Annotated in this window: 14 protein-coding genes; 3 read left to right on the top strand and 11 right to left on the bottom strand. The window is 71.1% G+C overall.

Annotation, left to right across the window (positions count from 1 at the left end):
• Positions 1–7: 7 nt before the first annotated feature.
• Positions 8–2,989 carry a glycoside hydrolase family 2 TIM barrel-domain containing protein gene (locus tag ACIRRY_RS28580; RefSeq protein WP_403977772.1) on the top strand — a complete coding sequence of 994 codons (2,982 nt, stop codon included), beginning with the start codon at positions 8–10 and terminating at the stop codon, positions 2,987–2,989.
• A gap of 120 nt (positions 2,990–3,109) precedes the next feature.
• Positions 3,110–4,834, top strand: a complete 1,725-nt coding sequence (locus ACIRRY_RS28585; protein ID WP_403977774.1) for an MOSC domain-containing protein — start codon at positions 3,110–3,112, stop codon at positions 4,832–4,834.
• An 18-nt stretch (positions 4,835–4,852) separates the two neighbouring features.
• On the opposite strand, the gene ACIRRY_RS28590 is transcribed toward ACIRRY_RS28585, so the two are convergent.
• From ACIRRY_RS28590 to ACIRRY_RS28640, 11 genes are all read right to left on the bottom strand, one after another.
• On the bottom strand, positions 4,853–5,842 hold the full coding sequence (locus ACIRRY_RS28590) for a sugar kinase (protein ID WP_403977776.1): 990 nt from the start codon (positions 5,840–5,842) through the stop codon (positions 4,853–4,855).
• Entirely contained in the window at positions 5,839–6,498 is a 660-nt protein-coding gene (locus tag ACIRRY_RS28595) for a bifunctional 4-hydroxy-2-oxoglutarate aldolase/2-dehydro-3-deoxy-phosphogluconate aldolase (RefSeq protein WP_403977778.1), read from the bottom strand. The genes ACIRRY_RS28590 and ACIRRY_RS28595 overlap by 4 nt, the downstream gene beginning before the upstream one ends.
• A gap of 30 nt (positions 6,499–6,528) precedes the next feature.
• Positions 6,529–7,347, bottom strand: a complete 819-nt coding sequence (locus ACIRRY_RS28600; protein ID WP_403977780.1) for a hypothetical protein — start codon at positions 7,345–7,347, stop codon at positions 6,529–6,531.
• Positions 7,344–8,489: a galactonate dehydratase gene (gene dgoD, locus ACIRRY_RS28605; RefSeq protein ID WP_403977782.1), complete on the bottom strand. Its 1,146-nt coding sequence runs from the start codon at positions 8,487–8,489 to the stop codon at positions 7,344–7,346. Before dgoD ends, ACIRRY_RS28600 begins: the two co-directional genes overlap by 4 nt.
• Positions 8,486–9,244 carry a FadR/GntR family transcriptional regulator gene (locus tag ACIRRY_RS28610; protein WP_403977784.1) on the bottom strand — a complete coding sequence of 253 codons (759 nt, stop codon included), beginning with the start codon at positions 9,242–9,244 and terminating at the stop codon, positions 8,486–8,488. The genes dgoD and ACIRRY_RS28610 overlap by 4 nt, the downstream gene beginning before the upstream one ends.
• Before the next feature lie 34 nt (positions 9,245–9,278).
• Positions 9,279–10,022 carry an SDR family NAD(P)-dependent oxidoreductase gene (locus tag ACIRRY_RS28615; RefSeq protein WP_403977786.1) on the bottom strand — a complete coding sequence of 248 codons (744 nt, stop codon included), beginning with the start codon at positions 10,020–10,022 and terminating at the stop codon, positions 9,279–9,281.
• 51 nt (positions 10,023–10,073) lie between these two features.
• On the bottom strand, positions 10,074–12,134 hold the full coding sequence (locus ACIRRY_RS28620) for an alpha-galactosidase (protein WP_403977788.1): 2,061 nt from the start codon (positions 12,132–12,134) through the stop codon (positions 10,074–10,076).
• Positions 12,131–12,979 (bottom strand): carbohydrate ABC transporter permease, encoded by an 849-nt coding sequence (locus ACIRRY_RS28625; RefSeq protein WP_403977790.1) that lies wholly within the window; start codon positions 12,977–12,979, stop codon positions 12,131–12,133. Before ACIRRY_RS28625 ends, ACIRRY_RS28620 begins: the two co-directional genes overlap by 4 nt.
• The gene (locus ACIRRY_RS28630) at positions 12,979–13,914 is read right to left on the bottom strand and encodes a carbohydrate ABC transporter permease (RefSeq protein WP_403977792.1); all 936 of its coding nucleotides are present in this window, start codon (positions 13,912–13,914) and stop codon (positions 12,979–12,981) included. The genes ACIRRY_RS28625 and ACIRRY_RS28630 overlap by 1 nt, the downstream gene beginning before the upstream one ends.
• 1 nt (position 13,915) lies before the next feature.
• On the bottom strand, positions 13,916–15,208 hold the full coding sequence (locus ACIRRY_RS28635) for an ABC transporter substrate-binding protein (protein WP_403977794.1): 1,293 nt from the start codon (positions 15,206–15,208) through the stop codon (positions 13,916–13,918).
• A gap of 73 nt (positions 15,209–15,281) precedes the next feature.
• Entirely contained in the window at positions 15,282–17,411 is a 2,130-nt protein-coding gene (locus ACIRRY_RS28640) for a glycoside hydrolase family 27 protein (protein ID WP_403977796.1), read from the bottom strand.
• A 223-nt stretch (positions 17,412–17,634) separates the two neighbouring features.
• Between ACIRRY_RS28640 and ACIRRY_RS28645 the strand changes: the two genes are divergently transcribed.
• Entirely contained in the window at positions 17,635–21,687 is a 4,053-nt protein-coding gene (locus tag ACIRRY_RS28645) for a discoidin domain-containing protein (protein WP_403977798.1), read from the top strand.
• The last annotated feature ends 44 nt before the right edge of the window (positions 21,688–21,731 follow it).

Raw genomic sequence — 21,731 nt, forward strand, 5'->3', positions numbered from 1 at the left:
TGACCTCGTGCTTCCCGAGTTCTCCCCCCATGTTTCCGACCTCGCACCCGGGCGTGGCGCCCTGCGCCCGGCGCGCTCGTGGCTGCACTCCGACGCGAAATCCCTTTCCCTGAACGGGTCTTGGCGGTTCCGCCTGTCCCCCACGGCATCGGCGGCGGAGGACTTCGCGGCCGAGGACTTCGACGCCCAGGGCTGGGACGGCATTCCGGTGCCCTCCCACTGGGTGCTGGAGGGTGACGGCGCGTACGGCCGCCCGATCTACACGAACATCCAGTTCCCGTTCCCGATCGACCCGCCCCACGTCCCGGACGAGAACCCGACCGGCGACTACCGCCGTACCTTCGACGTCCCCGCCGACTGGTCGGACGCCGAGCGGGTCGTGCTGCGCTTCGACGGTGTCGAGTCGCTGTTCCGCATGTGGGTCAACGGAGTTGAGATCGGCAGCGCGAGCGGCAGCCGGCTCGCCCACGAATTCGATGTGACCGACGCCGTACGACCGGGCGAGAACGTCGTCGCCGTGCGAGTGCACCAGTGGTCGGCGGCCAGTTACGTCGAGGACCAGGACCAGTGGTGGCTGCCGGGCATCTTCCGCGATGTCACCCTGGTCGCCCGGCCGGCCGGGGGCATCGAGGACGTCTGGCTGCGCACGGGCTTCGACCAGGGGCGCGGGCGGGTCGAGGCCGAGGTCGTCGCCAGCGCCACGGCGTTCCCGGTCACCCTGCGCATCCCCGAACTCGGCGTCGAGCAGATCTGGGCGACACCGGACGACGTGGCCCCCGTGGACCTCGCCGAGGTGGAGCCCTGGTCGGCCGAGCTGCCCCGCCTGTACGACGCCACGGTGTCGACGGCCGCGGAGACGATCACCCTGCGGGTGGGTTTCCGCACGGTCGAGATCCGCGGGGACCAGTTCCTGGTCAACGGCCGCCGGGTGGTGTTCCACGGGGTGAACCGGCACGAGACCCACCCGGAGCGCGGCCGTGTCTTCGACGAGGCGCACGCCCGCGAGGACCTGGCGCTCATGAAGCGGTTCAACGTGAACGCGATCCGCACCAGCCACTACCCGCCGCATCCCCGGCTGCTCGACCTCGCCGACGAGCTCGGCTTCTGGGTGATCCTCGAATGCGATCTGGAGACGCACGGCTTCGACAAGGTCGGCTGGGTCGGCAATCCCAGTGACGACCCGGCCTGGCGCGAGGCGTACCTCGACCGGATCCAGCGCACGGTCGAGCGGGACAAGAACCATCCCAGCATCGTGATCTGGTCGCTGGGCAACGAGGCGGGCACCGGCAGCAACCTCGCCGCGATGTCGGCGTGGGTCCACGCCCGCGACGCCGAACGCCCCGTGCACTACGAGGGCGACTACACGGGCGAGTACACCGACGTGTACTCCCGCATGTACGCGTCCGTGCTGGAGACCGAGCAGATCGGCACCGACGGCTCTCGCGCCCCGCTGCTCAACTGCACGCCCGCGCAGGGCGCCCGGCAGCGCACCAAGCCGTTCCTGCTGTGCGAGTACGCGCACGCGATGGGCAACGGGCCGGGCGCCTTCGACCAGTACGAGACTCTGGTGCACGAACATCCGCGCCTGCACGGCGGTTTCGTCTGGGAGTGGCGCGACCACGGCACCCTGGCCACGACCCCGGACGGGACGCCGTACTACGCGTACGGCGGCGACTTCGGCGAGGTCATCCACGACGGCAACTTCGTGATGGACGGCATGGTGTTGAGCAACGACGTGCCGACGCCGAGCCTTCACGAGTTCAAGGCCGTGGTGGCGCCGGTGCAGTTCGCCTTCGACGGCGACAAGGTCGCGATCACCAACCTCCGGCATACGACCGACACGTCCGACCTGCGCTTCCGCTGGCGGGTCGAGCACGACGGAGTGCCGGTGGAATCAGGGGAGTTGGAGGTTCCCCTCGTCTCGGCGGGCGATTCGAGCCGGGTGTCGCTGCGGCCGGTCCCGGTGTCGCCGGACGCCGAGACCTGGCTGACGATCGACGCGGAGCTGACGACCGCGACCGCCTGGGCGCCCGAGGGTCATGTCGTCGCAACTGCCCAGCTGGACCGGTCGGTTCGCCGTCCGGTACCCGCTGCCCGCGCGCGGTTCGACTGGCAGCCCGGCGACGGGACCCTCACGCTCGGCATCGCCGAGTTCGCCGGCGGATCTCTCGTACGGCTCGGCGAACGGGCCGTGGCCGGACCGCGGTTGGAGCTTTTCCGGGCGCCGACCGACAACGACAAGGGCGCATGGGGTGACGTCAAGGAGAGCGACGCCAACGTCGCCGGAGTCTCCAACGCCGAGCTGTGGCTGCGCGACGGACTCGACCGGCTGACCTCGCGCCGGGTCTCCGTGGAGCAGAGCGGGGACGCGCTGCGCACGGTCGACAAGGTCGCGTCCGCCGACTCGGGACTGTCGGTACTGGTGGAGTCCGTCTGGTCGCGCGAGAGCGACGGCGAGGTGGAGCTGCGGGTGGAGATCCAGCCCTCGCACGGCTGGCAGACGGTGTGGCCGCGGATCGGGGTCCGCTTCGATCTGCCCGACGGCACGGCTCCGGTCGACGGCGCCGAGTGGTTCGGCCTGGGCCCGCTGGAGTCCTACCCCGACAGCATTCGGGCGGCCCGCACCGGCCGTTTCGCGGCCACTGTCGGTGACCTTTCGGTCGACTACGCGCGACCGCAGGAGACCGGTCACCGCTCCGAACTGCGCCGACTGGCGCTGACCAGCGGCGACACCGAGGTGCTGCACATCGTGGCACTCCCCGACACGCACGGGCGCCGCCCCGGCTTCACGCTCAGCCGCCACACCCCGCAGGAGATCGCCGGGGCCGGGCACCCCTTCGAGCTGCCGGAATCGACGACGAGCCGGCTGATCGTCGACGCCGCCCAGCACGGGCTCGGCTCCCGGGCCTGCGGTCCGGACGTGTGGCCCGAGTTCGCGCTGCGTCCGGAGTCCCGGACGATCAGGCTCCGGATCACGGCACCGCGCTAGGCCGGTACCTCGGAGGGTGCGGTCTCGCACAGTGGGGACCGCACCCTCAGTATGGGAGGGGACGACTGCCGTCTCGGGGCCCCGCCCCTCACCGGGCGCCCCTACGGGAAGGAGCTCCCGATGCCCACCCTGCTGTCGGTGAATGTCGGCATGCCGAAGGACGTTCCCTGGCAGGGCAAGACCGTCTGCACAGGTGTATGGAAGTACCCGGTGATCGGCCCCGCGACGGTCCGGCGGCTCAACATCGACGGCGACGGCCAGGGCGACACCGGAGGTCACGGCGGCGAGCAGCGGGCCGTACTCGTCTACCAGATCGAGTCGTACCGGCACTGGCAGCGGCACTTCGGCCGGGACGATCTCGGCTACGGCCAGTTCGGCGAGAACCTCACCGTGGACGGCCTGCCCGACGACGAGGTGTGCATCGGCGACCGGTACCGCATCGGGGAGGCCGAGTTCGAGGTCACCCAGCCGCGTGTCACCTGCTATCGCGTCGGCATGCGCTTCGGCGAGCCCGAGCTGGCCGCGCTGCTGGTGAGCCATCACCGTCCCGGGTTCTACATGCGGGTCGTACGGGAGGGCCGGGTGCAGGCCGGCGACCGGATCGTACGGACCAGGACCGGTCCGGGCGAACTGAGCGTGGCCGACACCGACGCGCTGCTCTATCTCCCCGGCCGCGACCCCGCCAAGCTGCGCCTCGCCCTGGACATCCCCGCGCTGAGCCCCGGCTGGCAGGGCTCGTTCCGTGAACTGCTCGCCGCGGCCGACGGTCCGGAGCCCGCGGCCCACCCGGCCTGGGCCGGTTTCCGCGCTCTACGGGTGACGGAATTGATCCCGGAGAGCACGACGGTCACCTCGATCCGGCTCACCGCCCTCGACGACTCCCCGCTCCCGGCCGCCCGCGCGGGCCAGTACCTGACCCTGCGCGTCCCGACCACGACCGGCCCCACCCCCGTGCGCAGCTACTCGCTGTCCGCCGCACCCGACGTCGGCAGCTACCGGATCAGCGTCAAACACGAGCCCCACGGCACCGCGAGCGGCTATCTGACCACGCGGCTACGGCCCGGCGCCGTCCTCGAAGTCGCCGCGCCCCGTGGGGAGTTCGTGTACGCCGAGGGCAGCGGACCCGTGCTCCTGATCTCCGCCGGCATCGGCCTCACGCCGGTGCTGTCCATGCTGCACGAGCTCGCGGCGCAGGGCAGCAAGCGTGCGGTCTGGTGGATCCACGGCGCCCGCGGTCCCCGCGAACACCCCCTCGCCGCCGAGGCACACGGCCTCCTCACCGCACTGCCGGACGCGCGTGAGCATGTGTTCTACAGCGCGGCCACACCCGAGGAACGACAGCTCGCCCACGCCACCCCGGGCCGTCTCACGAAGGAGCGACTGCTCGCGCTGTCGGTCCCGGCCGACGCGACCGCGTACATCTGCGGCCCCGCCCCCTTCATGACCGACATGCGGCAGGCCCTCACCGAGGCCGGCCTCGACCCGGCGCACATCCACACCGAGTTGTTCGGAACCCTGGACGCCATCAACCCCGGCCTCACCGACCGACCCGCCCGAGCGCCGCACCGGCCCCCGGGTACGCCCGGAACGGGCCCGCTGGTGACCTTCGCGCGCAGCGGCATCGCCGTCCCGTTCGACGACGGCGACCGCAGTGTGCTCGAACTCGCCGACGCCTGCGACGTACCCACGCGCTGGAGCTGCCGCACGGGCGTCTGCCACACCTGCGTCACGCCCCTGCTGTCGGGCACGATCGCCTACTCCCCCGATCCGCTGGAGCCACCGGCCGAGGGCGAGATCCTGATCTGCTGCGCCCGGCCGGACACGGACATCGTCCTGGACATGTGAGCCCGACGCGTCGCCCGACTAGGTCAACTGCCCTGCCCCCGCGGCCCATTCGTGCGTCGGCAGCTCAAGGAGCCGCTCGATCCGGGCGCTGTCCGGAAGGGGGCCGTGATCGGCCGTCACCTTGAGCGCCGAAGCTGCCGTGATGTGCCCCAGCCGCAACGCCCGCTCCATGCCCTCGCCCCGCAGCAGCCCGGTCAGCACCCCGGCGGCGAACGCGTCACCCGCGCCCACGGGCTCCACCACGTCCGTGTCCAGCGCGGGCACGACCCGGATGCCCTCGTCGCTGAAGGCGATCGCCGAACGACCGCCGTCCTTGACGACGAGGAGCCGCGGACGCGGCAACAGCCCCCGTACGTCTGCCGGTTCGAGGTCCGCGCCCCAGAGATCCCGCGCCTCGTCGAGCCCCACGAAGGCGATGTCGGCCCGGTCGGCGAGATCCCGCAGCACGGTGGCGGCCCTCCCGGGAGCCCACAGCGCGAGGCGGTGGTTGACGTCGAAGCTGATGGCGTACGGCCTTTCACCGGCCGGTACGGCGAGCGCCTCGGAGACCAGGCTCAGGCAGGACGGGGACAACGCCGGTGTCACACCGGTGAGATGGAGGACGGAGGCCGATCTCAGCCTGTCGTCGTCGAGTACGTCGGGGCCCATCGCGGAGGCCGCCGAGTTGCCGCGGTAGTAGTGGACACGGGTCCGCGAACCGTCCGGCTCCTTCACGAGCAACCCCGTGGGCCGCTCCGGATCGCGGCGCACCCCGCTGACATCGACGCCCGCGGCCCCCACCTCCGCGAGCACGCGCCGCCCCAACGGGTCGTCGCCCACGGCCGAGAGCCAGGAGACGGGGACCCCCAGGTCCGCCAGATACATGGCCACGTTCGACTCGGCCCCGGCCACCGACACCCGCAGATCGTCGGCGCTCTCCAGCGACGAGGACGGAGCGGGCGCCAGCGCCGCCATGGTCTCCCCGATGCAGACGACCGCGCCTTCGGCCGGCTGCCATCCGTTCTTCATGACGTCTCCCCGGCGGACGACGTGTTCCGTACGACGGTTCGTACGACGGCGAGGAAGGCGCGGGCCCGGTCGCGCAGCGCGGTCAGGTCGCCGCCGTCGGCCGCGTCGCCGACCAGGGGCGAACCGACGCCGACAGCGGTCGCTCCGGCGTCCAGATACGCCCGGGCTGCCACCTCGTCGACACCGCCCACCGGCACGAACACCTCGTGCGGGAACGGGCCGCGCAACGCCTTCAGATAGGCGGGGCCACCCGCTTCGGCGGCCGGGAAGATCTTCAGCGCGGCGGCACCGAAGGAGCGCGCGGCGAGGATCTCGGTCGGGGTCAACACCCCGGCCAGCACCGGCAGTTCGAGCCGGTTGGCCTCACGGATACCGTCGCCGAGTGCGGGGGTGACGGCGAAGTCGGCACCGGCGTGCCGGGCGGCACGGGCGTCCTCGACGGTGAGGACCGTACCGGCGCCGAGCGGCCGGTCGGGGCCGAGTTCCTTGCGGGCGCGCTCGATGACGGAGAGGGCGTCCGCACCGGTCAGGGACACCTCGATGAGTTCGACGCCCTCTTCGGCGAGGGTGAGTACGGTGCGTACGGAGGCCTCGGGATCGGTGCCGCGCATGACGGCGACAAGGCGGTGGGCGGCCAGGGCCGCTCGAAGATCCATGTGACGAATTCCCTTCCTGTACAGGTCGGTTCAGGCACAACGGCAGTTGGTGGTCAGCGTCAGCCGCCACCGGACCTCGCCCGAGGCGGGTACCCGGGCCGCGTCACCGGGGCCCGCCTCGGCGAGGTCGAAGACGCGGCCGAGCATCGGTTCGACGCCTGTGCTGCGGTAGGGGTTCGGGGCGGGGTAGCCGCGCAGGTTGCGCCACAGCGCGATGGACAAGGGCTGCCCGTCGGCTTCGAGGGCGAGCGAGAGCCGGTCGGCCCGGTCGTGGACGCAACAGTGGGCAGCGTCCACGACGGCTCCTACGGCGGTGCCGTCGTCCGGCCCGAACCGGTCCAGGCGCAGTCCGCACGGCGCGGGCCAGGCGCCCTCCACCCACGCGGCACCGTCCGGCCACGCCCGGTCCACCAGCGGCGCCACCTCGGGAAAGAGCCGGGTGCGTACTCCGCTGTCGATGTGTGCGAGCGCCCGGTCGGAGAGGTCGAGCAGCGCATGCGCGGCCCAGACGAAGCGGAAGCCCGCGTCGGCCGTCAGGACGTAGTCGGCCACGGCACCGTCGCTGGTGGCACGCACCGTGCGCGCCAAGGTGAAGCGGTCGCAGCGAAGGACATCCGCGCCCGCCTCCCTCGTCCAGGGCCGCGACCAGGCGTCACCGTGATCCGGGGTGCCCCGGACCGTGGGGACGCACTCCTCCAGTCCGCCCGCGTCCACGAAGGCGTCGCCGGGGAACGCCTTCTCCCGCTCGGGTGCGTCGCGCCGCCACAGCCATTCGCGGTCCCCCGCCCGCAGCGAGGTCCAACGGCCGCCGTGCGCACGGTCGATAACGATGTCCAACGGCACGGTCACCACTCCGCGAAGGAGCCGTCGGGGTGCCGCCACACGGGGTTGCGCCAGGCGTGACCGGTGCGGTCGGCGGCGCGTACGGCGGCCTCGTCGATCGTGATGCCGAGGCCGGGGGCGTCACCGCGCACGGCATGGCCGTCGACGAACCGGAACGGTGCCGGGTCGACGAGATAGGAGAGCAGATCGGCGTCCTTGTTGTAGTGGATGCCCCGACTCTGCTCCTGGATAAGGAAGTTGGGGGTGGCGAACGCGACCTGGAGGCTGGCCGCGAGCGCGATCGGGCCGAGCGGGCAGTGCGGGGCGAGCTGGGCGCCGTACGCCTCCGCGAGGGAGGCGATGCGGCGTACCTCCGAGATACCGCCGGCGTGGGACAGGTCGGGCTGGACTACGGCGATGCCCGCGGCGAGCGGGGGCAGGAACTCGGCGCGCCCGTAGAGGCGTTCACCGGTGGCGAGGGGTACCGGGCTCGACTCGACCAGGCTCGCCAGCAGATGGCCGTGCTCGGGCAGGACGGGTTCCTCGACGAACAGCGGGTGCAGCGGGGCGAGTTCGGCGAGGACGCGGCGGGCGGCGGGGGCGGTGAAGCGGCCGTGGCAGTCGACGGCGACATCGCGGTCCGGGCCGAGTGCCTCACGGGCGGCGGCCACGCGGGCGACGATCGCGGCGGTCTCGGCGGGGGTGGGGATCGCCGAGGTGGCTCCGGCGGCGTTCATCTTCACCGCGGTGAAACCCGCCTCGACCTGGGCGGTTATCTCTTCGCCGAGCTGGGCGGGTTCGTCGCCGCCGACCCAGGCGTAGACCCGGACGCGGTCGCGCACGGGACCGCCGAGCAGGGCGTGCACGGGGGCGCCGTAGGTCTTCCCGGCGATGTCCCACAACGCCTGATCGAGGCCGGCGACGGCGCTGGAGAGGATCGGGCCGCCCCGGTAGAAGCCGCCCTTGGACATGACCTGCCAGTGGTCCTCGATCCGCAACGGGTCCTGGCCGACGAGGTGTTCGGCCAGGACGTCGACGGCGGCGCGGACGACCTCGGCGCGTCCTTCGACGACCGGTTCGCCCCAGCCGATCACACCGTCGTCGGTCTCGACGCGGCAGAACAGCCAGCGGGGCGGGACGAGGAAGGTCTCGACACGGGTGATCTTCACTGAGACCGGGAGCCTTCCGTTTCTTCGGAGTCGGCCGCGGAGTCCACGGCGTCGTCCAGGCGGTCCAGGTCGCGGCCGGCCTGGTCGAGCAGGGCGCGCATCGCGGCCTCGGCGGCCTGCGGGTCCCGCTCGCGTACGGCGTCCAGTACGGCGCGGTGGGCCGGGACCGGGTCCTCGCTGTGCGGGGCGCTGTGCACGATGCGGTCGCGGTGGGCCAGGCCGGACTCGATCACCATCTCCATGCGTTCGAGGAGTTCGTTGTGGGTGGCGGCGAGCAGGGCGCGGTGGAAGGCGAGGTCGGCCTCGACGGCGTGGGCGGCGTCGCCGCCCTCCTCCCCCATCGCGTCGAGGGCGCCGTCCAGGGCGACCAGGTCCGCGTCGGTGCGACGCAGGGCGGCCAGCCGTACGGCGGCGGGTTCGATGATGGCGCGCACCTCGGCGAGGTTGTGCAGCAGCGCCCGGTCGGACTCGGTGGTGGAGGCGCCCGCGAACTGCCAGCGCAGCACGTCGGCGTCGAGCAGGTTCCACTCGGCGCGGGGGCGCACGAAGGTGCCGCGCCGCTGCCGGGCGTCGACCATCCCCTTGGCCGCGAGCACCTTCAGCGACTCGCGCAGCGCGGTCAGGCTCACGTCCAACTCGCTCTGCAGCGCCACGAGATCGAGCGTGGCCCCTTCGGCGATCTCGCCGCCCAGGATGCGGCGGGCGAGGACTTCCACGGTCTGGCCGTGGACGCCGCGTCGGGCATAGGGCGTCATGTCGTAGAACCTTTCTGCTGGTTGGGGAGCGTGGTCATGCGGAGGCCTTGACGACGCTCCAGCCGCCGTCCACCACGAGACTCGTGCCGGTGATGAAGGCGGCTTCGTCGGCGCTGAGGAACGCGATGGCGGCGGCCACTTCCTCGGGTGAGCCGAAGCGGCGCAGGGCCGTCTCGGCGATGCTGCGTTCCCGTTCCTCGGGCGGCACCCGGTCCCAGGCGGCGGTCAGTATCGGTCCCGACACGACGGCGTTGACGCGCACAACAGGACCGTATTCGACGGCGAGTTGGCTGCACAGGGAGAGCAGGGCGCCCTTGGCGGCGGCGTAGGCGGGATGCCCGGGAATGCCCTTGTGCGCGTGCACGGACGAGGTCAGCACCACCGCGCCCCGGCGCTCCTCCAGATCGGGCAGGACCGCACGGAAGCCGAGGAAGCTGCCGGTCGGATTGACGTCGAGCTGCCGCTGCCAGGACGGCAGGGTCATCTCGTGCGCGGGTGTGACATCGACGGTGAAGGCGTTGCTGACGAGGACGTCGACGGGCCCGAAGGCGTGCGCGGCCGCGACATCGGCGGCCACGAACCGGGCCCGCCCGCCGTCCTTGCCGATCCGCTCCGCCACCGCTTCGCCCAGCTCCTCGGCAATGTCGGCGGGCACGACGGCGGCACACTCCTCGGCGAGGCGTACGGCCGTGGCAGCGCCGATTCCCGAAGCCGCTCCGGTGATCACGGCCGTGCGCCCGGTGAAGCGGGTGCCGTGCCGTCGTACGGGCTGGTCCATCGTGGGGTTCGACTCCTTCGCGCGTCAGGGCTTGCTGGAAACATAAGGGGCTCACTCGCGCACGAGCACGACCAGGTCCGCGTCGTGACCGGCACTCCAGGCGAACGGCAGACCGTAGTGCAGCAGATGCGCTCCGCCGTACGACGTCCCCGTGGCCGTGTCCCGGTAGCGGGCCGTCGCTTCGAGGCCCCGCAACCGCAGCCGGGCCGGACGCCCCGGCACGAGCGGCGCGCCGTCGAGCCGCCCGGTGCTCAGCGCGGCGACGACGGTACGGTCCCCGGCGTCGTACTGCACTCCGCGGCTCGGCTCCTCCGGTGTGCCGAGGAGCCGTGCCTCACCATGGTGGAGCACGTCCCGCACCTCCTTGTACCGGCCGATCCACCGGGCGGCCTCGGCCCGCTGCTCCGGCGTCCAGATGCGCAGGTCGGCGCCTACGCCCAGCACTCCGCACATGGCGTTGACGAAGCGGAAGGCGAGACTGCGCGGGCGCGGATCGAAGACTCCGGGCGCGTCGGTGACCCAGGAACTCATGAGGTGCGGCGCGTGCGCGTGCAGGAAGCCGTACTGGACGGAGAGCCGGTCCAGCGGGGCGGTGTTGTCGCTGGGCCACACCACGTCAGTGCGCGCGATCGTCGTGTGCTCGATCCGTCCGCCGCCGCCCGCACACCCCTCGACGGTGACCTCGGGGTGCGCGGCACGGAGGTGGTCGAGGACGCGCAGGTACCCGGCGACGTGCTCGGCGTCCAGGTCGACGCGGCCGGCGCCCGGGCGACCGCGCTCGGTGGGCGGGCGGTTCATGTCCCACTTGAGGTAGCCGATGTCGTAGGTGCCGAGCAGCCGGTCCAGCGTCCCGATCACGAAGTCCTGGACGTCGGTCCGGCCGAGGTCGAGGAGGAGCTGGCCCCGGACGAGTCGGCCGGGGCGGCCCTCGATCCGGTAGACCCACTCGGGGTGCTCGGCGTGCAGACGGCTGCCCGGGCTGACGGCCTCGGGTTCTATCCACAGACCGAAGTCCATGCCCAACGCCCTTACATCCGCCACGAATTGGTCGAAGCCCTGAGGGAAGGCCGCCGGGTCCGGCCACCAGTCTCCGAGTCCCCCGGTGTCGTCGGCGCGCCCGGTGAACCAGCCGTCGTCCACGACGAACAGCTCGGCCCCTATCTCGGCGGCCGTCTTCGCGAGCTCCAGTTGCCCCGCCGCGTCGACGTCGAAGCCGGTGGCTTCCCAGGAGTTGTAGAGGACCTTGCGGGGGCGGTGGAGGCGGTCGCCGGAGAGGTGTCGTTCGTAGCGGTGCCAGACGCGGGAGAGTCCGTCGAGTCCCTCCGCGCTGAAGGCGCAGGCGAGTTGGGGGGTGGCGAGGGTTTCGCCGGGTGCGAGGATCACCGCTCCCTCGTGCGGCACGCGGCCCGCTCGCACCCGTACGGAGCCACCGGGTTCGGCCTCGGCGGTGATGTGCCAGTTGCCGGGCCAGGCGAGGGCGATGCCGTACGCGGCCGGCGCGTCGCCGTCCTGCACCGCGAGCCAGGGCGCGTACGCGTGACCGGGCACGCCCTGGAGGCTGCCGATGGTGAACGTACCTCTGGGCAGGCCGAGTTGGGTGCGCTGGAACTCCTGCGACCACTGACCCGTGAGGTAGGTCAGACGGGCGACTCCGCTGATCGGGATGTTCACGGCCGCCGAGTCGAGGCGCTCCAGGCGGAGTTCGTCCGTCGCGGTGAACTCGGCCCAGCGGAGGATCACGTCCGTGCCGGGGACGGTCTCGTAGCAGAGGACCGTGCTCAGGCCGAGGAGCTCGTCGCGGAAGGTGAGCCGCAGGGCGCCCTCCCCGACCTCCGCACGGTCGAACTCCCACCAGGTCCCCCGGTCACCGCCCGGACCCGACGCCACCAGCTCCGAACCGGTGAACGGCCGTAGCCCGTACGGCAGATACTCGGCGGGCGCCGCGTCCGCGGGCGTGATGAAGTGGGTGCGCCTGGACCAGTCGAGGGCGGACGGGCCGTCCTCGGCGCCGAGCGGTCCCCATGCGTCGAGTTCGGCCCAGGGGCCGTCCGGGGACAGGCGCACGGTGTAGCTGGTGGTCTCGGTGCGCAAGGTCCAGCGCTGGTACGTCACTTGACCGCCCCGAGGTTGAGGCCGGCCACGAAGTGCCGCTGGAAGCGCAGGAACACGGCGACCGTGGGCGCGGCGGCGATGACGGAGCCGGCCGCGATGACGTTCCACATCGACACGAACTGGCCCTGAAGTCCGATCAGGGCGGCGGTGATCGGCATCTTGGTGTCGCTGCGCAGGACGGTGATCGCCCAGAGCAGGTCGTTGAAGATCCAGGTGAAGGACAGGGCGCTGAGCGCGGCCAGGGCCGGGCGGGTCAGCGGGAGGATGATCCGCCAGAAGATCTGCCAGGGCCCCGCGCCGTCGACGACCGCCGCCTGTTGGATCTCGGCCGGGATCGACCGCATGAATCCGTGCAGGACGAAGACGTAGAAGCCGACGCCGAAGCCGATCTGCACACCGATGAGCGCGGGCAGGGTGTCGAAGACGCCCATCACCTCGCTGAGCTTGGACACCGGTATGAGGAGGATCTGCGGCGGGAGGAGGTTGCCGCCGAGCATGAGGAGCAACAGGGAGCGGCGGAAGGGGAGTTCGTAGCGGCTGAGGGCGAACGCGGCCATCGCGGCGAGGGCCAGCGTGATCAGGACGCAGGGAATCGTGACGATCAGGCTGTTGATGAGGGCGCGCTGCTGGCCGCCGTCGACCCAGGCCTGGCGGAAGTTGCCGAAGGTGAAGGAGTGCGGCCAACTGCCCAGGCCGTTCGCGGCGATGTCGTCGAAGGAGCGCAGGCTGGTCACCAGGACCAGGGCGATGGGCAGCAGCCACAGGATCGCCAACGCACCGGCACCCAGGTGGAATCCGGCGGTCGCGGCCCGTTTGCGGCGCAGGGCCGTGGAGTTGGCGGACATCAGTCGGCCTCCCGGAACGCGCGGACGAGGTAGGAGCAGATGACGCCGAAGGCCAGCACGAAGATGACGACGGCGAGTGCTGAGCCGTAGCCGAGTCGTAGGGACTGGAAGGCGGTTGAGTACATGTAGGTGCTCAGCAGCTCGGAGGAGTGGTAGGGGCCGCCGCGGGTCAGGGACCAGACGACGTCGAAGGAGCGCAGTGAGTCGATGACGATGACGGACAGAACCACCGCGTTGACGCTGCGCAGTTGGGGCAGGGTGATGTGCCGCAGGCGTTGCCAGGCGCTCGCGCCGTCGACCTTGGCGGCCTCGTACAGGGCCGGGTCGATGCCCTTGAGGCCGGCCAGGTAGAGGACCATGACATAGCCGATCTGGCGCCAGAGCGCGGGCACGATCACGGCGTAGAGGGCGGTGTCCTGGTCGGCGAGCCAGGCGTGGCGGAGGCTGCCGAGGCCGATGGACTGCAGGAGTTGGTTGAGGACGCCGTCGGGCTGGTAGATCGCCTGCCAGACGAGGGCGGTAGCGACCAGGGAGAAGACGACGGGCAGGAACAGGGCCGCGCGGTAGAAGCCGACGCCGCGGCGCTCCTGTTGGAGCAGGAGCGCGGCGGCGAGGCCGAGCACGGCGGACAGGCCGCCGAAGAGGACGAGCCAGAGGACGGTGTGGCCTGCCGCGCTGCGGAAGACGTCGTCGTGGGCCATCTCCCGGAAGTTGTCCAGGCCGATGAACTGCGGTGGGGAGACGCCGTCCCACTTGGTCAGGGCGAGGTAGAAGCCCTGCACGGCGGGCCAGAACACCCACACGGCCTCGACGAGGAGCGGGATCAGGACGAAGGCGAGCACCAGCGGGGGTGTGCGCCGGGGGCCCCGAACCCGCTTGCCCTGGGCGGGCGTTCGGGTCGGGGACTTCCGGTCGGGCGCGGTCAGGACGGCCATGTCAGGCGTTCCAGATCTTCTCGGCGTCGCGCTGCCAGTCGGTGAGGATGCTCCCGATCGACTTGGGCTTGGCCAGGAACTTGGTCAACGCGTTGTCGGCGGTGGGCTGGAGGGCGTCGCTGGAGTCCCGGTTGAAGAACTGGGTGATCTCGGCGGCCGCCGCGATGTGCTCGCGGCCCTTCCTGACCAGCGCCGTACCCGCGTCCTTCGCGGCGGGATTGCAGGGCAGGACGGTGCCGGAGGAGCCCTTGATGTAGATCTCCTGGGCCTCGGCGGTGGCGAGGTACTTCATCAGGTCGATCACCTGGTCGTGCCGGCCGGTGCGGGCACTCGCGAAGTAGCCGTCGGTGGGCGCCTCTTCGGCGAGCGGGACCTTCGCGTCGACGATCGGGAAGCGGAAGAAGTCGACGTCGTCGAGGGCGTTCTTGGGGGTCGCGTCGGCGAAGAAGGTGCCGATGAGCATCATGCCGCTGCGGCCGTTGAGCAGGGAGGTCGACGCGTCCTGGAAGGCGACGGCGGCGCCGTTCGGGTCGAAGTACGGCAGCACCTCCTGCCAGCGGTCGAAGACCTTGCGCACCTCGGGGTCGTCGAACCGGTGCTTGCCCGCGAGGAGTTGGCGGTGGTACTCGGCGCCGTTGATCCGGATGTCGAGGTAGTCGAACCACGCCGAGGCCACCCAGGCCGTGCCGCCGCCGGCTCCCAGCCCGATCGGGTTGACGCCCTTGCTCTTGAGCTTGTCGCACAGGTCGAGGAACTCGTCCCAGCTCTTCGGCTCGCTCACGCCCCACTTGGCGAAGTTGGACTTCCGGTAGAACATGCCCCACCAGTAGTAGGTGGTGGGCACGAAGACCTTCTTGCCGGAACTCGGCGACGTGCACAGCGAGTTGAGCGCCTTGGAGTAGCGCTTGAGGTCGGGCGAGGTGCTCCACGCCTCGTCGAGGTCGAGCAGCAGGTTCTTCTTGGCGTAAGCCTCCGCCACCGAACCGGGGTACCAGGTGTACACGTCCGGCGGGTTGCCCGAAGTGAGGTACGTCGGCAGCTGGGTGCGGAAGGTCTCCGCCGCGACCGTGTTGAGGCTCGCCCGGTCCGACCCCTTCTTGGCGTAGGCGGCGACGAGGTCCTCCATCGCGGCCTTGGCCTGCGGGGCGGAGAGGTTGGACTGGAGGGTCACCGCCCCCTTCGAGGAGCTCTTGCCGGAGGAGGTCGAGGTGACACAGCCGCTGAGCAGCGCCGCCGCCCCCGTGGCACCGAGTCCGGCGAGGAACCGGCGTCTGTCTGGCTGGTGGTTCGTCATGGATGGCTCCCTGCGGACCCCGTGCGGATCCAGATTCACGTGGCGTCCCCACCACGTCAAGAATAATTACTAATTATTTGACCTGGGCCAGGTGGACGTAGCCGTCGACTCCGCGGAACACCGCGTCGACCGTCCCGGCCGGCCCGGCCACCGCGCCGAGCGCACCGTCGAACGCGGCGCTGGGGAAGGCCTGTTGCTTGGTCCAGCCCTGCCAGACATCGTTGTCGTACCGCTGCTGCCAGAGCGTGTAGTCGGCGGCTCGCGCGTACAGCATCACCGCGTCCCCCACAGCGACGAGCGTCGGACTCCCGCTGACGGTCCCGCCGAGGGACGCCCACGGCGACCACTCCCCCGACGCCTCCCGGGCCCGCGTCCACACGTCGTCCGCCGCCGTGCGCACGGCGACATGGACCCGCCCTCGCGTGTCCACGACGGCGGACGGCCGCCCGTACACCGCCAGGCCACCGGGCGCGCCGAGCGAGGACCAGCCGGTCGCCGGACCGCGCTGCACGACCTGCCCGTCCGAGCCGGTGGCGAAGAGCGTCCAGTCGGCGGGGCCGGTGAACGCCACCGACGGCGCGTCCGCCGCCCGACCGCCGAGGCTCTGCCACGCGCCCCAGTGGCCGCCGACGGAGACCCGCCGGTACACCCGGGAGTCGGCGCCGCGCACAAAGACGTCGATCCGGCCGCCGGCCGAGGCGTACGCGGCGGGCTGGCCGAGAATCTCGCCCTTCGTGGGACCGCCGAGGTCCTTCGTCCCGCCGTCGGTCCGCTGGACGAGCGAGCCGTGCGGGCCGCGCAGGAAGGTGGTGAGCGTGTCGCCGTCGCGGACGACGGCCGGGCTCGCCGTGGCCTTGGCGCCCAGGTTCGCACCGGGCAGGGCGTCCGCGCCGGTCAGCTTCAGGAACGCGGTGCCGTGCGCGGGGACCTCGACGGTGTACGAGCCCGTGTGCGTGCCCCGGTCGGTCCGGGCCCGCAGCTCCCGCACCCGGACCGCTCCGCCGAGCTCTGCGTCCGCGAACTGCACGGTGCGCAGGGCGGGTTGGTCGGAGCGGTTGAGCAGGACGACCGCCCGCTGCCCCTGTCCCTTCAGCACCTTGCTGTACACGTCGCCGACCGAGTCCGAGGCCACCCGTACGCCCTGGATGGCGAGGGGGTCCTGGTCGACGGCGATGATCTCCGGATTGCGCAGGGTGGCCAGCATGGAGGCGGACAGGGTGCGCGGGTCGGAACCCAGGACGAGCGGCGAGCCCATCTCGGCCCACATCACGTACTGCGAGGTGGACTCCTCCTGGGTCAACTCCAGGGTTCCGTCCGCCATGTGGCGCATGGGGATGAGGTAGTCCGGGTCGTTGTAGTGCCCGGGTCCCTGCGCCTCGGGGTGCCAGGCGTTCGCGTCCATGTTGCGCAGGATGTTGGGCCACTGACCTGGACTCGCGGTGCCCCAGGCGATGTCCGTGCCGGTGCGCCAGGAGTCGGCGGTCGTCGGACCGTAGACGTAGGTGTTGTGCGCGTCCTGCTCGGGCGTGTGCGGCAGGCCCCAGTCCTCGGTGAGCGGGTTGCACAGGTTGAGCAGCATCTTGCGGCCGGACTTGGCCACCGCGTCGCTGAACTCCTTGAACGCCGGGCCCGGATCGAGCTTGGCGCCGATCCCGCACAGGAAGTCGACCTTGACCGCGTCGATCTTCCAGCCGGCGAACTGCCTCGCGTCCGCGTCGTAGTGGCCCCGACTGCCGAGGCCGCAGCTCTTGCCGCCGTCGTAGGCGCCGGCGTCGGAGTAGATGCCGGCTTTCAGGCCGCGCTTGTGCAAATAGGAAACCAACGCCGGGATGCCGGACGGGAATCGGTCGGGATGGGCGACCAACCGCCCTGCCGCGTCACGCGGGTTGTCGGCCTGCCAGCCGCCGTCGAGCCACACGATGTCGTAACCGGCGTCCCGCAGACCGCTGTTGACCAGCTTGTCCGCGACGGACCGCACCTGCTGTTCGGTGGGTGCGCCCAGCCCGTAGTAGGTGTTCCAGCCCATGTAGGGCGTCGGCGCGAGGCCGCTGCCGTAGTAGTCGGGGGCGCCCTGGTCGACGCCGGTCCGTGCCGTGGCCACCGGGGCGGCGGTCGCCGCCAGCACGGTGGCGATGGCGACGACGGTGGCCCGGCGGGTCCGTCTCGAAACCGCGGGTGTGCGGACCTGCGGATGTGAAGTCACTTGCCTCTCCGGGGGGTTGGGAAGCAGGAGGACGTGACCCGGGCCGCACTGCGACAGGGGGCTACCGGCGTCACGGCGACGACTGTGGCGCGGGACCGAAACCCTGTCAACGTTAATACCTAATTTATTAGAACGCTGCGTCAGGGGTTGACACAGCTTCCCTCGCGTCCCAGCCTTTGGCAACGTTGTCAGTGCCGCCGGTTTTTGATGGGACTTCACGCTCATGACAGATCAGTCGAGTTCACCGCGCCTGTCGCGCCGCTCCTTCGTCAGCACGGGTTCCGGCCTGCTGGCGGGGTTCGGACTCGGTTTCCCGCAGCCCGCGTCGGCCGCCTCCCCCGGTCGACCCGGTGAACTCGCCCTCCACCGGCCCGTGTCGGTCTCCTCGACGGCCTACGCGCCCACCCCCGGTTCGTTCGTGGTGGACCGGCTCGCCGCACCGGGTGTGCGCGGCAGCGGATGGCGGGCGGCGGCGGGCGACCCGCAGTGGATCTCGATCGATCTGCAGGCCGCGTGCGAGGTCACGTCGATCCGCCTCACCTTCGAGGGCGACGCGAGCGACCCGGTGTTCACCCCGCCCACCTCGGGCAACCCGGCCGACGGCACAACGGGCCAGGAGATCCAGTCGAGTTACTCGGTCGAGTACGTCGTCGAGACATCGACCGACCACACCTCCTGGACCGCCGTGCACCGCACCACGACGGGCACCGGCGGAGTGGTCGACATCCAACCCCCGCGCCCGCTCACCGCACGCTGGATACGGCTGACCTCGACCCGTCGCTCCAGCCCCAACCCCCTCGGCCTCAACGGCTTCGAGGTCTACGGCACCGTCAAGGGCCACCGGCCCGCGGCCACGGGCTGGACGGACTGGGGCACCCACGCGGGGCCCGCGCCCAAGCTGGCGGTGGCCCAGGACGGCACGGTCCCGGTGGAGTCCGGCTGGCGGCTGACGCTCGACGACTGGGCAGGCGCCGACGGAGCGGGACTGTCCAAGACGTCGGTGGACACCAGCAGTTGGCTGCCGGCCACCGTTCCCGGCACGGTGCTCGGCTCCCTCGTGGACCAGGGCAAGCTGCCCGACCCCGTAGCCGGGCTCAACAATCTCCACGTCCCCGAGGCCCTGTCACGCCACGCGTGGTGGTACAAGCGGGACTTCGAGCTGCCGCGTGGTCTGCGCACCGGGCCCGGACGCCGGACCTGGCTGGAGTTCGACGGCATCAACCACACCGCCGACATCTGGCTCAACGGCCACCACGTGGGCGGTCTGACGTACCCCTTCGCCCGCTCGGCCCACGACGTGACCGAGCTGCTCGCGAAGGACGCGGCGAACGCACTGGCAGTGAAGATCACGCCCATGCCGGTACCCGGCAGTCCCGGCGACAAGGGTCCGGCCGGCGAGTCCTGGGTGGACGCGGGCGCCAACCAGATGAACCTCAACTCCCCCACCTACCTGGCCTCTTCGGGCTGGGACTGGATGCCTGCGGTACGCGACCGGGCCGCCGGCATCTGGAACCACGTCCGGCTGCGCTCGACCGGTCAGGTCGTGATCGGCGATCCGCGGGTCGACACCGTGCTGCCGGACCTGCCCCAGGTGTCGATCGCCGAGGTGACGATCGTCGTCCCGGTCCGCAACGCCGACACCGCCGACCACCGGACGACGGTCTCCACCGCCTTCGACGACGTGCGGGTCAGCAAGGCCGTCACCGTGCCGGCCGGCAAGAGCGTCGACGTCACGTTCGCGCCTGCCGACTTCGCGCAACTGCGGCTGCGCAACCCCACGTTGTGGTGGCCCAACGGGTTGGGCGACCCGGCCCTCCACAGGCTCACCCTGATCGCGACGCTCGACGGCGCCGAGAGCGACCGCCGCACGACCCGCTTCGGCATCCGTCAGTTCGGTTACGAGTACGAGGTGCCGTTGCCGTTCGCCAACTCCGGTGACGCGTACACCCAGTCGGTGACCTTCGACCGGCAACAGGCCCGGTACGTGCGCGTCAAGTGCCTGACCAGAGCGTCCGGTTGGGGCTACTCCCTGTGGGCCCTGGCCGTACGCGACAGCAATCGGCCCGCGACCGACCTGGCCCTGCACGCGCAGGCCGACGCGTCGACCACGGACGGGGACGACCACGGCGCGGGCAACGTGACCGACGGTGATCCCGGCACCCGCTGGTCCTCGGCCTACGAGGACGACCAGTGGATCCGGATCGACCTGGGGTCCGTGCAGTCCCTCGACGGGGTGGACCTGACGTGGGAACAGGCTTACGCGAAGACTTACTTGGTGCAGGTCTCCGCCGACAACGCCATCTGGACCGATGCCGCGGCGGTGGACAACAGCGCGGTTCCACTGCCCTTCAACAACGGCAACGCCAGCCTCCAGGCAGAGGACTTCGCTCCCCGGACCGCGCGCTACGTCCGTATCAACTGCGGTCTGCGCAACACCAGTTGGGGCAACTCCCTGTGGTCCCTGGGCATCATCGACAGCACCGCGCCCGGCACCGACCTCGCTCTCCGTCGTACGACGACCGCGTCCACCGAGGACCCCGACCACCCGGCCGCGCACGCCACGGACGGTGATCCGGGCACCCGGTGGTCGTCCGCCTACGAGGACCACCAGTGGATCCAGGTCGACCTCGGGGACTCGAAGAGGTTCGACCGGGTCGCCGTCCTGTGGGAGTCGGCCTATCCGAAGACCTATGTGATCCAGGTGTCGGACGACGCGGACACCTGGACGGACGTGAAGTCGGTGTCCAACACGCCCGATCCGTTGAAGCTCAGCGTGAACGGGGTGCGCGTCTTCGCCCGGGGCGGCAACTGGGGCTGGGACGAGTTGCTGCGCCGGATGCCGCCGGAGCGGATGGACGCGGCCGTGCGGATGCACCGCGACATGAACTTCACCATGATCCGCAACTGGGTCGGCACATCCGACCGGGAGGAGTTCTTCGCCGCCTGCGACGAGCACGGAATCCTGGTGTGGAACGATTTTCCCAACGCGTGGGGCATGGACCCGCCGGACCACGAGGCCTTCAACTCGATCGCGCGGGACACCGTCCTGCGCTACCGCATCCACCCCAGCGTGGTCATCTGGTGCGGGGCCAACGAGGGCAACCCGCCCGCCGCGATCGACCAGGGCATGCGCGACGCTGTGGAGGGACAGGCGCCCGGCATCCTCTACCAGAACAACTCGGCCGGCGGCATCATCACCGGCGGCGGACCGTACGGCTGGGTGGAGCCGGACAAGTACTTCGACCCGTCCACGTACGGCAGCAAGGACTTCGGCTTCCACACCGAGATCGGGATGCCCGTCGTCTCCACCGCCGCCAGCATGCGCAACCTGACCGGCGACGAGCCCGAGTGGCCGATCCGGGGCGCCTGGTACTACCACGACTGGAGCGAGCGCGGGAACCAGGCACCGCAGAACTACAAGGCGGCCGTAGAAGCGCGCCTCGGAGCGGTCGCCGGACTGGACGACTTCGCGCGCAAGGCGCAGTTCGTCAACTACGAGAACACGCGGGCCATGTTCGAGGCCTGGAACGCGAACCTGTGGGACAACGCCAGCGGTCTGATGCTGTGGATGTCCCACCCCGCGTGGCACAGCACGGTCTGGCAGACCTACGACTACGACTTCGACGTCAACGGCACGTACTACGGCGCCCGTTCGGCCTGCGAGCCGCTGCATGTGCAGGCCGATCCGGAGGGGCGGGTGCTCGCCGTGAACCACACGCGGGACGGTCTGAAGAACGCTGTCGTGTCGGCGCAGTTGCTCGACCTCTCCGGTCGCCGGCTCGGCGCGCGCAGGAGTGCCCGGGTGGATGTGGCAGCGGCGGCGACGGCGGAGGCGTTCACGTCGGCCTGGACCGACGGCCTGCCGGACCTGCATCTGCTGCGTCTGACGTTGGAGAGCGGTGACGGCCGGGTCCTGTCGCGGAACACCTACTGGCGTTACCGCACGCCGGACGCCATGCGCGCGTTGAGCGGCGCGCCGCGGACCAAGGTGTCCGCGACGGCCGGGCGCCTGTCCCGTTCCGGAGACCGGAGCCAACTCACCGCCACCGTCCGCAATCAGGGGCCGGCCGTCGCCGCCATGGTCCGGCTCTCCCTGAAGGACGGGGCGACCGGCGATCGTGTGCTGCCGACGCTGTACAGCCACAACTACCTGTGGCTGCTGCCCGGCGAGTCCCAGGCCGTCACCTTGTCCTGGCCGAGCCGGGCCATGTCCTCGGGCCGTCCGGTCCTGGAGGTGGAGGCGTACAACAGCCGCCCCTCCAAGGCGAGTTCCTAGGAACAGGTAGCTCCTGGGAACCGGTAGTTCCTGGGAACCGATGG

This window comes from Streptomyces sp. NPDC101776 (assembly GCF_044766845.1).
Taxonomy (GTDB): domain Bacteria; phylum Actinomycetota; class Actinomycetes; order Streptomycetales; family Streptomycetaceae; genus Streptomyces.

Coding starts and splice junctions, on each gene's coding strand:
- ACIRRY_RS28610 (WP_403977784.1), bottom strand. CDS start 9,244: ATGACGCCCTATGCCCGACGCGGCGTCCACGGCCAGACCGTGGAAGTC.
- ACIRRY_RS28635 (WP_403977794.1), bottom strand. CDS start 15,208: ATGACGAACCACCAGCCAGACAGACGCCGGTTCCTCGCCGGACTCGGT.
- ACIRRY_RS28645 (WP_403977798.1), top strand. CDS start 17,635: ATGACAGATCAGTCGAGTTCACCGCGCCTGTCGCGCCGCTCCTTCGTC.
- ACIRRY_RS28590 (WP_403977776.1), bottom strand. CDS start 5,842: ATGAAGAACGGATGGCAGCCGGCCGAAGGCGCGGTCGTCTGCATCGGG.
- ACIRRY_RS28615 (WP_403977786.1), bottom strand. CDS start 10,022: ATGGACCAGCCCGTACGACGGCACGGCACCCGCTTCACCGGGCGCACG.
- ACIRRY_RS28630 (WP_403977792.1), bottom strand. CDS start 13,914: ATGGCCGTCCTGACCGCGCCCGACCGGAAGTCCCCGACCCGAACGCCC.
- ACIRRY_RS28625 (WP_403977790.1), bottom strand. CDS start 12,979: ATGTCCGCCAACTCCACGGCCCTGCGCCGCAAACGGGCCGCGACCGCC.
- ACIRRY_RS28595 (WP_403977778.1), bottom strand. CDS start 6,498: ATGGATCTTCGAGCGGCCCTGGCCGCCCACCGCCTTGTCGCCGTCATG.
- ACIRRY_RS28585 (WP_403977774.1), top strand. CDS start 3,110: ATGCCCACCCTGCTGTCGGTGAATGTCGGCATGCCGAAGGACGTTCCC.